This is a genomic window from Arundinibacter roseus (genome assembly GCF_004348825.1).
In the GTDB taxonomy this organism is placed as follows: domain Bacteria; phylum Bacteroidota; class Bacteroidia; order Cytophagales; family Spirosomataceae; genus Arundinibacter; species Arundinibacter roseus.
On sequence record NZ_SMJU01000001.1, the window covers coordinates 76,241 to 90,527 of the forward strand.

A 14,287-nucleotide genomic window follows, 5' to 3' on the forward strand; every position below is an offset into this window, starting at 1 on the left:
TACCCATCGCACTACAACCGAAAAGCCAACGGCATCGGTAGCAAGCCTGCCGCAGCTTTGCTATCTTGCACCAAACTTTTTTACGAAATTATCAGCACGCTATGTCCATTGTTGTCTCCAATCTTACAAAAACCTACGGCACCCAAAAAGCCATCGACTCGCTTACGTTTGAGGTTCGCCCCGGCGAAATCGTCGGTTTTCTGGGGCCCAATGGTGCCGGAAAATCGACAACGATGAAAATCCTGACGGGCTACCTGTCAGCGACCGACGGACAGGCGCAGCTCATGCAGCACAACGTAGCCACGGCCCCTATGCAGGCCCGGCGGGCGGTTGGCTACCTGCCGGAGCACAATCCGCTGTATTTGGACATGTACGTCAAAGAGTTTCTTCTGTTTATCGGCAAACTCTACGGCCTGAAAGGGAATGCGCTCAGCCAACGGTTGCAGCAAATGCTGGACTTGTGCGGGCTGACGCTGGAACAACACAAGAAAATCGGGCAGCTTTCCAAAGGGTACAGACAGCGCGTCGGGCTGGCGCAGGCGCTGATTCATGATCCGGCGGTGCTGATTCTGGACGAACCTACCACCGGCCTTGATCCAAATCAGTTGACGGAGATTCGGGCGCTGATAAAAACCGCCGGAAGCAACAAAACCGTACTTTTTTCTACGCACATCATGCAGGAAGTAGAAGCCCTCTGCGACCGCGTGATTATCCTGAACCGTGGCCGTCTCGTGGCCGATAGCTCCCTGTCCGACCTGCGCCGGGAGGGTGAATCGCTGGAAGAAGTTTTCAGGAAATTAACAGCCTGAGGAATTAAACAATGTGATTACTAATTACCCTACAAAAACAGCGAAGCCCTCTTCATCGGAGGGCTTCGCTGTTACAAAAAAATATAGTTTTACTTTACCGTCCCATTTCCTCGGTATAGCGGCGGGGATCGTAGCCTTTGGCAAAGAGCGGGTATTGGTCAAAAATCCGTCGTACTACATTTCGGTAGTAGTTGTTGGGGTTATCCTGCCCGTTAAAAATCCCGGAGGCGTACCCGCGCCACACCACCTGATCCGAATCTGCGTCAATCAGCGAAACGATGAGCGTGCCTTTGTCGAGGGCATATTTGATGGGTTCGTAGCGGAAGCCGTCGTTTTCGGTATCAACCCAATTTTTGATCACAGGCTGCATGTAGCCCTGATACCGCAGGTTATCATAAAAAATACCGTAGTTCACGAGCAGCGTAGGTTTTTCAGCGGTCAGCTTGTAGCCGCGCGCCTGCATTTGCCGGCGAATGGACTCATAAATCTCTGTACACAAGTTGTTGGTATCCCTTTCACATTCAAGAAAGGTATAGGTTGAATAGTCCTTGAAATTGGTTTCATAACTGTAATCGTGCTCCACGAAAACTTTACGACCAAACGAACAACCCGCCATCACAAAGGCGATTAACACAGAAAAAAGCAAGGTAGCTGACTTAACCATACACGTAGCAGAATTTTACGGATTGAAAAATGAAATATATAGTATTAAACAGTAATAGTCAACACTTTACGCCATTAAAATAAAACTTTGTACTTAGTGGCCCATATAGTAATGGACGGCTTTTTTCATTTCGGCAGGAGTAACTACAACATCGTAGGCACAACTGCCCGCGCCAGTGATCAATGAAAAACGTATTTCATTGCCACGATTTTTCTTGTCCTGACGTGTTAGGGAGACGATAGCATCCAAATCGGAGGTTTGAATGCTGACTTTACCAAAGATCGAAAAAATAAACTCTTCAACCTCATCAAGTGTTTTGCGATCAATCATATTTTTTTGAAAAGCCACAAAACTCTCCATAATCATTCCGACGGCAATTGCCTCTCCGTGCAGCAGGCGTTGCCGGGGCGGTTTGCTCAAAAAGTGCGTTTCAACGGCGTGGCCGAGGGTATGACCAAAATTCAGGATTTTCCGCAATCCTTTTTCGGTCGGGTCCTGCGCCACTACATTTTTTTTGACTTCTACCGAATGCTGAATCAAATCGGGCCAATTTTGCTCGCTCAAATCCCGGCTTTTGATCTCGTTCCATTTGTCGGCATCCGCAATGAGGCAATGCTTCACGATTTCGGCAAAGCCTGACCGCAACTCCGACTCGGGGAGTGTTTCCAGAAATGCCGGATCAATTAACACGGCAGCCGGAAGCTGAAATACGCCCAGGTGATTTTTAAATCCTTGAAAATCAACACCAAGCTTCCCACCCACGCTCGCATCTACCTGCGACAGGAGCGTTGTAGGTACTTGTATAAAATCTATACCACGCTTATAAACCGACGCACAAAATCCGCCCATATCGCCAATCACCCCGCCGCCCACGTTGATAACCAACGCATGACGGTCCAGCTCAGCACGGGTCATAGCGTTCCAGATGATTTCGCAGGTGGCAAGGGTTTTGTGGCTTTCACCCGTTGGGACGGTAATCAGCGTATGCCGGGGCAAAAACTCCCTGATCCGATTGTAGCAATGCGTGCGGGTGCGCGCGTCAGCAATGACAAATATCTTTGAATAGCTTGCCTGTTGCATAAAACCTGCCAGGCTGTTTTGGAAAGAATCTATGCGTACGGAATTGTCCATAAGTCAGAAAAACAAAGTAAATAGTGAGAGAGAATAGGGGTCAAAGATACGAGGGTTGTCTCAAAATAGGCGGAAGGCACATGTACAACTCACCCTTTTTTGCATACTTTTAGTATTTATTTCGTACAATTGTTTTTCAGTTTTTGGAGAAATAACGTGTAAAATTGACTCGAAGCCACCTGTATGCGTATCAGTGTAATTATTCCGACCTATGAGGAAGAAAAAACGATTGGTCGGCTGATCCGCGAATTGCAACAGTTTGGCGGGTCACAGCTGCACGAAATTTTGGTGGTTGATTGGCCCGGTTCTGACCAAACCGCCCAACGGGCCCGGGAAGCAGGTGCTACTGTACTGACGGCAAACAAAGCAGGCCGGGCGATTCAGATGAACTGTGGGGCAAAGGCTGCTACCGGCGATGTTCTCTATTTTGTACATGCAGATGTAGGCATTCATCTGGAATTTGTACAGGATATTCAGCAGGCGCTAAGTGAAAATTTTACGTTGGGGTGCTACCGCTACAAATTCGATTCTGATAAAACCCTCCTGAAATTTAATGCTTTTTGCACCCGCTTTGACCGTATTTGGTGCCGGGGTGGCGATCAGACCCTGTTCATTACGCGCACTGCCTTTGAATCGCTCGGCGGTTTTCGGGAAGACCACCTTGTTATGGAAGATTATGAGTTTATCTTGCGGGCAAGGCGGAAGTATCAATTTCGGATTATCCCCAAAGAGGTGGTCGTTTCTGCCCGGAAGTATGAATTTAATTCGTATCTAAGGGTTAATTTGGCTAATGCGGTTGCTTTTGTTCTCTACTTTTCGGGAGCACCGCAAGCTCAAATTATTAAGACTTATAAATCTATAATCAGGACTGAAAAGTACGGGGTCAGTGGCGAAAAATCAGCTTCTTTCCGTACAGCAAAATAACCTTAAACCTATACTCAACTTAATTCCATTTTTTGTTCATGATGAATACTCCTCTTATTTCCGGCATACAGCAAGTCGGTGTAGGCGTTTCCGATGTCACCAAAGCCTGGCAATGGTACCGACAGGTGATGGGGTTTGATGTGCCCGTTTTTAATGATCAGGCCGAAGCAAAGCTTATGATCGACTACACCGGAGGTGAAGTACATAGCAGACATGCCGTGATGGCCCTTAATATGGCCGGAGGAGGAGGTCTGGAAATATGGCAGTTCACAAGTCGTGAACCGGAAGTATGCGCTTTTCATCCCGAACCCGGTGACCTGGGTATTTATGCCATTCGGTTTAAAGCTCCTGATATTCAGAAAGCGTACGAATGGATGCAACAAAAAGCACAGGTAGGGCTTCTAAGCCAATTTCCCGATGCCAAAGGTTTTTGGGGTGTTGATCCCTACGGAAATGCCTTTCAGGTAACCGAGGATTCTTCCTGGTTTGGACAAACCGATAAGCCTATTGGCGGTGTTGCCGGGGTAGTTATTGGTGTTTCGGATGTTGATAAAGCCTTGCCCTTTTATCAAACTTTATTGAATCCGTGCGAAATAGTGTATGACCAAACGGCTCAGTTTGCCGACATTCCGGCGTCAGTGCCCAATCAACGCTACCGCCGGGTAGTGGTCCGCAAAAAAGCGATTCGGCACGGAGCATTTAGTCAGCTGCTTGGCAATGTTCAGATTGAACTCATTCAAGCCCTTGACCGCGAACCCCGCAAGCTCTTTGCCGATCGCTATTGGGGTGACTGCGGCTTTATTCACGTATGTTTTGATACACTCGACATGCCTGCTCTCAAAAGCCTGCTTACGGGCAAAGGCTATCCCTTTACGGTAGACAGTGGCGGGTCGTTTGGCATGGAATCAGCAGCGGGTCGCTTTGCTTACGTAGAAGATCCCGATGGTACCTTGATCGAACTCGTGGAAACCCACAAACTCCCGATTCTCAAAAAAATCGGCTGGTATCTCAACCTGCAAAAGCGTAAGCATCAGCGGCCTTTGCCCAATTGGATGCTACGCATGCTGAGTATCAGCCGGGTGCGCGACTGACGTCGGCTGAGGTCGAAATTGGTTTCCGGCCCATGCTCCCAACGGAAAAGCCAGAAACACTCCAAGACCCACGGCCCAATGGGTCACAGCCCCCACCAACAAAGCCAGCAAACTGACTAATACAGGATACGTATACATAAGCAGTCCAAACAAAACCGAATCGTAGAACACGGTTCCTTTTGTCTGGGCTGCTACTTTTTTGGTATAAAGCCGATACAAAGGCCGGTTGATCGCCCGCCCCAAAGCGCCTATTCCCCGCAAAAAGGCCGAAGGCTGAAGCGGTGAGCAGGCTGCAAAAAATTGGGTAGCCTCCGGCTCTTCGGTGGAGGATTCGAAAATAGTCCGGCACATTTCGTTGCGCAGAAGTGCGTTAAACTCCCGAAGCCATTTTTCATATTCAGCGGGATTTGTAGTTATATGTGAGGGGTAAATTGGCGGTCGAAAGTCGAGAACGACCCGTTTATTAGCCCCTCTGAAATGTTCGTAGGTAACACCCGTGGGCACGACTGGCAGGTTGTGCAGCGCCGGGTCGTTGCCAAACCACGCCTGATAAGCCATGCGCGCCGTGCCTTTGCCCAACGGGCGCAGTTTCCATTCGTTGACACAAACTCCTTCCGAAAAAATAACCACCGTACCCTGATTCCGCATAATCGAAAAACATTCATCCAGGGTAGTATCTATATTTTTCAGATTTTCACGCCCTTCTGTTCCGCGAAACACCGGGATCAGTTTGATCCCTCGCAGCAATCGGGCTATTTTAGGTTTACGAAAAACATCCCCGCGGGTAAGCGTATGTATGGGCTGAGAAAGTACGCCACCAATAATTACGGCATCAAAAAAAGAACCCGAATGATTGGACGCCAAAAGTATCGGCCCCTGCGAGGGTACGGCAGATTTGTTCCGTACACAAAGTTTTGTAACATATAGTGGCAGAGCCAATCGGACCAGAAAGCGGGAGAAATAGTATAACAAGCGAAATAGTTTAAATATGAAATTGAATAACCGAAATAACGTTTTTTTACGTATGTTTAAAAGTGTAGCCGGGCTTTTTGCCGCAACTTATCACTAAACTATTCATCAAAATACTTAGCGATGAACCCCCACTATGATCCCCAAGATTTAAAAATCGCTCATTTTGCAGGTACTACCCGAACCATTTCGTGCTGCGCATCCGCTTTTAAAAATGAAAACGAGCGCCTTGATTCAGGGGTTAAATAGTTTATTTTTGCAAATTACCTGTTTCCAATCCATACACTCTTACCCCCCCTCAATTGTATGCTTTCCAAAACATTTGGTAGCGCGGTATTCGGCGTCAATGCTGCCAGAATCACGATTGAAGTTACCGTTAGTCAGGGACTTCGCTTTTTTATGGTTGGCCTGCCCGACAGCGCCGTGAAAGAAAGTGAGCAACGCGTAGAAGCTTCCCTCAAAAACTCGGGCTATCGCATGCCCCGACAAAAAGTAGTAGTCAACCTCGCTCCTGCCGACATTCGCAAAGAAGGCTCCGCCTACGATCTTCCCATTGCCTTGTGTGTACTCGAATCTTCCGAACAGATTACCTGCCACCGGTCGCTGGAAGACTACATCATTATGGGAGAACTCTCGCTCGATGGCAAGCTCCGGCCCATCAAAGGCGTGCTGCCCATTGCGATAGAAGCCCGCAAACAGGGCATGAAGGGATTTGTACTACCAACTGAAAATGCCGAGGAGGCCGCAATTGTCAATAACCTGGATGTAATTGGTGTTGAAACGATGCAGGAGGCGGTCGAGTTTTTTGAAGGAAAACGTCAAATCGAACCTTTGGTGGTAGATACTCGGGATATTTTTCAAAATACGCATACGCACTATGACGCCGACTTTTCGCACGTTCAAGGACAGGAAAACATCAAGCGGGCGCTGGAAATTACGGCAGCCGGTGGTCACAACGCCATCATGATTGGCCCGCCCGGAGCTGGTAAAACAATGCTTGCCAAGCGATTGCCGTCTATTTTGCCCCCGTTAAGTTTGCAGGAAGCACTCGAAACTACCAAGATTCATTCTGTGGCCGGAAAACTAGGCGCACGCTCTACGCTCATTTCCCGGCGTCCGTTTCGGGCGCCGCACCATTCCATCAGCGATGCGGCTTTGGTGGGTGGCGGGAGTTTTCCACAACCGGGCGAAATTTCCCTGGCGCATAACGGAGTTCTTTTTCTGGACGAGTTGCCCGAATTTAAACGAACCGTGCTGGAAGTGATGCGCCAACCGCTCGAAGAGCGCAAAGTGAGCATTTCCCGCGCCAAAATGGCCGTAGAATTCCCCTCTAACTTTATGCTCATTGCCAGCATGAACCCCTGTCCCTGTGGATATTACAATCATCCGGAGAAAGAATGTGTGTGCGGACCCGGCGTGGTACAGAAATATTTAAATAAAATAAGCGGCCCTTTGCTGGATCGAATCGACCTGCACGTAGAAGTAACCCCGGTTTCATTTGATCAGATTTCCTCCACCCGAAAATCTGAAAGCAGCGATGAAATTCGTCAGCGTGTGATTAAAGCAAGGGAACGGCAAACCGAACGGTTTAAGGACCGCAAAGAAATTTACTCAAACGCTATGATGCCCCCGGAACTTGTGAAAGAATTATGTGAAATAGGCGAAGCAGGCAAAGCGCTGCTGCGCACAGCGATGGACCGACTGGGTCTGTCGGCCCGTGCCTATGACCGCATTTTGAAAGTATCACGCACGATTGCCGATTTGGCCGGAAGTGACGATATAAAAATCGAACACCTGGCCGAGGCGATTCAGTACCGCAGCCTGGACCGTGAAAACTGGGCCGGCTGATGCAACTACGCGTTTTTCCCGATAATATTCTGGAATGGCTGGCGCTTCGGCTAAAACTTGTTCCACTTCCGCTGCTGCATGCCCAGATTTTTCCGGTCGTGAGTAAAGCCGTACTGGAAGCCGTCGATGCCGGAATTTTTGAAGCCATTGAGGCGGGGCACGGCTCTGCGGAAAGCATCGCTACGGCTTGTCAGCTACATCCACGCGCTACCGAGCAGCTATTGGGCGTTCTCACATCCATGCGCTACCTGCGCTTTCGTAGACAGACCTACCGCCTTACCCGCAGTACTCGCAAGTGGATTCTGGCTCAAAGTCCAGACACCGTACGCGATCTGGCAATTTACAACAACCGCGTCGTTTGGCCGTGGCTGGATCAAATGGGCCACTACCTGCGCACCGGACAGGGCATTCAATACCACGATTCGTTTGGCCCCGACGAATGGGATCTTTACCAAAAAGCAATGAATGGCGGGGCCATTTCGGAGGCGCGCGAGTTTGCCCGTAATCTACCGTTGTCGGCCAATGCGACACGCATGCTCGACATTGGTGGGTCGCACGGACAACATTCGGTAGAAGCCTGCCGACGGTTTCCGTCCCTGCAATCTGTAATTCTGGATTTACCAGGTGCTATCGAAAAAGCGGCTCCACTCCTCGCCCGGCAAGGCATGGGAAAGCGGGTGGTTCATCAGCCGGGCAATATCCTGAGCGATCAGCTGCCGGATGCAACATATGACCTCGTGCTGATGTCGAGTTTGGCGCATCATTTCACCACTGAACAAAATCAGGAGGTTATCCACAAAATCAGTCAGTGCCTACGGCCGGGTGGAATTGTCGTAATTAATGAATTTATCCGCCCTAACCCACAGGATGCCCCCGAGCTGGTAGGCAGCAGCACGGATCTTTTCTTTGGTCTCACGAGCACGTCAGGCAATTGGTCCGTTGATGAAATTCACGGCTGGTACCGAGCCGCCAATCTACTTCCCTACAAAATTTTGAGCTACCGGGCCATTCCCGGAAGGTTTCAGGTTGTTGGTCGAAAACCTTTCTGAATTAATTGCCGCACAGCGGCACAGGGTGCACCCTGTGCTGGTAGATTACACCCTTTCAGGGCTGGACCGCACCTTTGCAACACATCTACACAGGCCTACCCTGCGCTAATGGATTGTGCCACTGCAGGGCTGGTCATGGTAGATATATGATTTTGCTCATATTTCAAAAAAATTTTTTTGTAAAACCCCTATTCCAGTCATCAGATACATAAATCAATATATTTCTTTGTTACTATTTATTTTATTTCAGTTAAAATATAATGAACGGTACATGATTTTAAAAATTATGCATTTATATTTGAGAGCATAGTTTTTCTATTATTTATGGCTTTAAAGATGCTTTCAGGGGTAAAATGGATCGTGAATAGAGTTACATGTAGTATCGTTTTAGTTAGTGTTTTTTTTAGTATAACCTCCGCTGCCAATGCATACGCATTCACTATTTCAGGTCCTGAGAGTGTCTGTATTGGCGCTACGGCAACTTTAACGGCGTCGGGTTGTACCGGAAATCTGCGCTGGTCGACCGGTGAAAGTTCGAATAGCATACAGGTTTCGCCCGTAGCTACTACCCTTTACTACGCAGTCTGCAACACGCCCGCCGGGCAAAGTTCCGCGTCGCATGTTCTGGTCGTGTTCCCAAAACCTTCTATTGAAACTAATACCTCTACCCTATGCAGCAATGCACAGGTGCTCCTGACCGCCCGCGGACTGTCGGCGAATACTCCCTTTGTGTGGAAAAGAGATGGCGTTGCATTACCCGAGACGTCTCCAACGCTATTGGCAAAAGATGCAGGAACATATAGTCTGGAAACTGCTCAAATCAGCCAATGGGCGTCTTTTGCTCCCGTTCCCTCTGGCACCGAATTCAGGGATATCGCCTTCATTGATAGCCTGCTTGGATATGCCGTTGGGCGTGAAGGAAAAGCTTTCAAAACAACAGACGGCGGACAGTTCTGGTCACCGCTGGCATTGCCCGTCCAAACAGATCTGGAAGCCGTATTTTTTGTGGATAATCTGACCGGATGGATCGTATCTGCATATGCAAATGCCCAACTTTTTAAAACTACCGATGGTGGACAAACCTGGTCGGAATCCCGGCTGAGCAATGCTTCGGGAATACAGGCCATGCATTTTGCCAGTCAGACCCACGGCTGGATTGTGGGGAATAATGGGTTGATTTTGAGAACAATAAATGGTGGAACTACCTGGACTCAGCAGAACAGCGGAACTTCCAACTGGCTGTATGGCGTCCATTTTATCAGTGAAACAACCGGGTACGCGGTTGGCGAGAATGGTACCCTTTTGTACACCACCAATGGCGGAAATACCTGGACTTCACAGACTGGCGGCGCCGGAGGTTTTTTTACAGCTGTCTCTTTCCATACTGCCACTTCCGGCTGGGCCGGTGGGTACAACGGAGCGCTGCTTAAAACCACGGATGCGGGTCAGACCTGGATACCTGTGACTTTGCCTTTTACCGAAAATATTTCAGCTATTGCTTTACCCAACGACTCAACCCTCTGGATCAGTACGCTCGAAGGGAGTCTCATGCAGAGTACAAACCACGGAGAAAGCTTTACCTACCAAAACAACCCCGCACAGTTTGGCCAACTAAATGCTTTGGCCTGGAAAGGACAAACCGGGTATCTGGCCGGTACCGGAGGCCGATTACTCCGAACCACCACCAACGGTAACCACTGGATGCTTTATGGTTCTCAGCTACGAAACGACCTTTTGGGTGCTCATTTTCTTAATAACAGTACAGGCTGGGTTGTGGGCGCCGAAGGTTATATTGGAAAAACTGACGATGGTGGAAAAAGCTGGCAAACGCAGGATTCTCAAACTCCTTTTAACCTGCACGATGTAAACTTTGTGAATGGAAATCAGGGATGGGCGGTCGGCGACGGTTCTATTCTGTTTACAAACAACGGCGGAAACAGCTGGCAAATGCAGATTTCAGGGTTATTTAGTTCTTTCCGTGATATTTTCCCTTTCGATGGTTCACTGGCGTGGGTCGCTGGCAGCGAAGGGACCATTCGCCGGACTTTCAATGCCGGGCAGGAATGGCAGTTTATTCAAACGAGTACTACACAAGATTTGAACGCCATTCATTTTGTGACACCACAGACAGGCTGGGCCGTCGGACGGAACGGAACAATTATAAAAACAACCAACGTTGGGTCTAACTGGACCACCCAAAACAGCGGTTCGCTGGCTGATTTGCAATGTGTCTTTTTTGTAAATACGTCAATTGGAATTGCCTCCGGCGGCGGACAGACGCTAAGAACTACCAATGGGGGCGATACCTGGGAAAACCTTAACATCAATGCCGGATTCCGGGATGTATATATTTATCCCGATGGGACAGGCTGGGGACTCACCTCTTCCACGGCCTACTACACCGCTGATTTTGGTCAAAGCTGGACTTCGAGTGGTTCTTTTTCAGCTGATTTTTCAGCTCGTGCGGCAAGTATTTCGCCCGCCGCAGGGTTTGCCGTCGGGCTGCATGGTTTTTTGGCGAGGCTTATTCCGCCGCAAAGCTGCGCGTCGGCTTCTATCACTATTTCTCCTAACCATTCCCCTGATTTTCTTTTGACATCTTCGGTTACAAATTATATTTGTAACAATGAGTCAATCACACTCACGGCGGCAAATTGCAACGGAACGGTACGCTGGTCTACCGGACAGACCTCATCCTCAATTACCGTTTCACCACAGACTACTACCGTCTATCAGGCTACCTGCGATATGGGCGGTAACTGCCCTCTGGAACGTTCCCTTACCGTAGGTGTTCAGTCTAAACCCTTACTTTCTGCATCTGCCGGACCGTTGTGCGCAAACGATTCTGTCATTCTCCAATCCTCTGTCCTTCCGGTGATTTGGAAAAAAAATGGAGAAATGCTCCCGGCTCATACTGCAAGCGGGCAGCTTTTGGCTTTGCAGGAAGGAACGTATACTGCCGAAAATACACCCGTTTGGTCAGCCATTCTTCCACTACCTTCTACACAGGATTTTCAGGCTGTTTTTTTCAGTACAAGTCAAATAGGATATGCGGCTGGCAAAGAAGGAACCGTCTACAAAACTACCAATGGCGGTGCGCTGTGGCAAAAGTTGACTGCTCCTTCCTCCGAGTCATTGATTTCTCTGCATTTCATTTCTCCCGATACCGGTTGGCTTTTGGCAAGTTCGGGTACGGTTTACCGCACTACCGATGGCGGTCAAAACTGGGCATCAGCGCCGGGAAATGTACTGACTCCCGCTCAAAAAATCTGGTTTAGCGATGCCTCAAACGGCTGGATCACAGGCAGCAATGGTTCCATTCAACGCACGACCAATGGCGGACAGGAATGGACCTCTCAGGCGAGCGGAACTACCCGCTTATTGCGAAGCATGTTTTTTTTGAATCAAAACAAAGGCTGGGCTGTGGGCGTCAATGGCACGTTCCTGAAAACGTCAAACGGAGGCGATACCTGGGAAAATCAGGGGGACATTACCGGACAGGATATTACCGCTGTACAATTCTTATCAGAATCAGAAGGCTGGATTACCGGCAATAATCTTCTTTTACATACCACCGACGGAGGTACTACCTGGACTTCACCTTCGGCAGCGCTGCCGGCGCTGTACTACCGGGACCTGTATTTTACCAATAGCCAACACGGGTGGATTATGGCGGGTGAGGGTATTATTTACACCAAAAACGGTGGCGAAACCTGGGATTTCTATTCCAATGAAACGCTTAGTTTTTACCCAAAAGCCATTTTCTTTACCGACAACCAAAAGGGTTTTATGGTTGCCGAAGCAGGCAAAATCCTGCAAACAACCAATGGTGGAATTTCCTGGGCTTTGTATGGCTCTTCTCTTCGGGAATCTATCATTTCCATGGCTTTCGCTACGGAAGCAGTCGGCTGGGCCGGCACCCAAAACGGCACGCTATCCAAAACCATCAACGGCGGGCAATCGTGGACAAGTCAGAAACGCTTTGAACATCCTATACTGGACGTACAGTTCAATGACGTCACTACCGGCTGGCTGACTGATGGTCAAATCTGGCGGACCACCAACGGTGGAGATAGTTGGGAACTGCGACAAAATGATTTTGGCCATTCTCATCTTTTCTCAACCGATTCGCAGCACGCCTGGGCAACAACTAGCACTGGTAGTGTGCTGCGCACAACCGATGGTGGACAAACCTGGCAGACTAGTAATCTGAACGGTAACCCCGTACCCGGAGACCTCTACTTTGTGGATAATCAGACGGGATGGTTTGTGGGGAATCAGGGTAAAATTCTCAAAACTTCGGATGGTGGCGCTACCTGGAATAGCCAAAATAGCGGCACAACCCAATTTCTTACCAGCATTTCCTTTATGAATAGCTCCGTAGGGATAGTCGGTGGCGACGGCGTTTTGCTCCGAACTACCAACGGTGGTGCTACCTGGACACAGGTTAGTGCCGCTTTTAACCAAATTCCTTTTCTGCACCTTTCCGCAGAAGGACCCGCGTGGCTTTCTAACGGAACGGGCATGTATATTTCCACAGATTTTGGTGCTACCTGGGCGGCAGTGACGGGCGCAGGTAGTCCGGCGATGCCACTTTTTACAGGGACTTTTCTGGCTAACGGCACAAAAGGCTGGGTGGCAGGCTTTTCGGGCTATGTAGCAGGTCTCACGAGTGCCGCCGGAAACTGTCGAATATCTGATCCGATTTCGCTTATCCCCCCACCGGTCCCACCCATTTTGTCAGCTTCTGATACTTCAATTCCCTTACCCGGAACGGTAACGCTTACAGCCTCCGGCTGCGACGGAAGCGTGCAATGGTCCGATGGCGTCGTTGCCACTGAGCGCAGTGTACTCATTACGAGCACAAGCATTTTCTCAGCCATTTGTACCACCGCCAATGGATGCACAAGCCTGGCTTCCGATACACTTACCGTCTCGGTTGGTGGGCCGGCAGTTGCCGTTCTATCAGGAAGTCAGTTGATTCAGTCCGGCCAAACCGCCACGCTCACGGTGACGTTGAGTGGCATTGCTCCCTGGACGCTGCAATTTAATGGCCAAACGTACAGTAACATTCAGACGCCCACCTTTGAACTGACGGTTATGCCCTACACGACTACGACCTATACCCTGTCAAGCGTGAGCAATAGTTTGGGCACAGGTAGCGTGAGCGGCAGTGCGACCATCTCGGTATTTAATATTTGTGACGTACTCGAACCGAACAATGCGGCTGCAACGGCTTTTCCTATAACTTCAAATGTATATACAAGCCCCCCCATCTGTCTGAATACGACGACTGATAACGATTGGTTTCAATGGCTCTATAATGGCAAAGTGTACTACATTCTGGTACATCCTTATGCCTACAATAGTACCGGAAATTATCAGCTGACACTCACACTGAATCTGGCAACGGGTCAGGTAGAAATCGAAACCCGCTCGGTTAATGGAAGCCAAACAGACACGTTTTTACGGCTCTTTGATTCAGACGGACTTACTGAACTGATGGCTGACGACGATGGAGGCGAAAACGCATTTTCCAAAATCGTGTACACACTGCCGCCTTGTTCTCAGGATGTTGTGCAGACCCAACGCTCAGGCACCTGGAATGACCCCTTTGTGTGGGCTTGTGGCGCAATTCCAACTTCTCTCGACAATACACGCGTCAATGTCGGGCATGAGATCACGCTGCCCGCAGGTTACATGGCAACCGTCAAAAATCTGGAAATGAATGGAGAAATAAATTATCTGCCCAACTCCGGTTTCAGTTTTGGGCAGTAGCAGAATATTTTTAAAAAATTGGCT

9 protein-coding genes are annotated in these 14,287 nt (G+C 49.1%); 6 read left to right on the forward strand and 3 right to left on the reverse strand.

Translation table 11 applies throughout. The features are described from left to right. The first annotated feature begins 101 nt into the window (after positions 1-101). A complete protein-coding gene (locus EZE20_RS00410; RefSeq protein ID WP_132113349.1) occupies positions 102-809 on the forward strand; it encodes an ATP-binding cassette domain-containing protein in 708 nt (235 codons plus the stop codon). A gap of 94 nt (positions 810-903) precedes the next feature. On the opposite strand, the gene EZE20_RS00415 is transcribed toward EZE20_RS00410, so the two are convergent. Then, complete coding sequence (locus EZE20_RS00415; protein ID WP_132113351.1) at positions 904-1,473, reverse strand: DUF4136 domain-containing protein; 570 nt, start codon at positions 1,471-1,473, stop codon at positions 904-906. Between the two features lie 93 nt (positions 1,474-1,566). Further along, on the reverse strand, positions 1,567-2,604 hold the full coding sequence (aroB, locus tag EZE20_RS00420; RefSeq protein ID WP_132113353.1) for a 3-dehydroquinate synthase: 1,038 nt from the start codon (positions 2,602-2,604) through the stop codon (positions 1,567-1,569). A gap of 183 nt (positions 2,605-2,787) precedes the next feature. Here aroB and EZE20_RS00425 point away from each other — a divergent pair, with 183 nt between their 5' ends. Continuing rightward, positions 2,788-3,528 (forward strand): TIGR04283 family arsenosugar biosynthesis glycosyltransferase, encoded by a 741-nt coding sequence (locus EZE20_RS00425; RefSeq protein WP_132113355.1) that lies wholly within the window; start codon positions 2,788-2,790, stop codon positions 3,526-3,528. 38 nt (positions 3,529-3,566) lie between these two features. Further along, positions 3,567-4,619: a VOC family protein gene (locus EZE20_RS00430; protein ID WP_317129147.1), complete on the forward strand. Its 1,053-nt coding sequence runs from the start codon at positions 3,567-3,569 to the stop codon at positions 4,617-4,619. Here EZE20_RS00430 and EZE20_RS00435 read toward each other — a convergent pair. Next, the gene (locus EZE20_RS00435) at positions 4,584-5,591 is read right to left on the reverse strand and encodes a 1-acyl-sn-glycerol-3-phosphate acyltransferase (protein WP_132113357.1); all 1,008 of its coding nucleotides are present in this window, start codon (positions 5,589-5,591) and stop codon (positions 4,584-4,586) included. The two genes, EZE20_RS00430 and EZE20_RS00435, sit on opposite strands and share 36 nt — an antisense overlap. Before the next feature lie 303 nt (positions 5,592-5,894). Here EZE20_RS00435 and EZE20_RS00440 point away from each other — a divergent pair, with 303 nt between their 5' ends. The 3 genes from EZE20_RS00440 to EZE20_RS00450 all read left to right on the forward strand — a co-directional run bounded on the left by EZE20_RS00440 (position 5,895) and on the right by EZE20_RS00450 (position 14,263). After that, complete coding sequence (locus EZE20_RS00440; RefSeq protein ID WP_132113359.1) at positions 5,895-7,436, forward strand: YifB family Mg chelatase-like AAA ATPase; 1,542 nt, start codon at positions 5,895-5,897, stop codon at positions 7,434-7,436. Further along, complete coding sequence (locus tag EZE20_RS00445; protein WP_132113361.1) at positions 7,436-8,485, forward strand: class I SAM-dependent methyltransferase; 1,050 nt, start codon at positions 7,436-7,438, stop codon at positions 8,483-8,485. Before EZE20_RS00440 ends, EZE20_RS00445 begins: the two co-directional genes overlap by 1 nt. Before the next feature lie 324 nt (positions 8,486-8,809). After that, positions 8,810-14,263, forward strand: coding sequence for a WD40/YVTN/BNR-like repeat-containing protein (locus EZE20_RS00450; protein ID WP_132113363.1), 5,454 nt, complete (start codon positions 8,810-8,812; stop codon positions 14,261-14,263). Positions 14,264-14,287 lie beyond the last annotated feature (24 nt).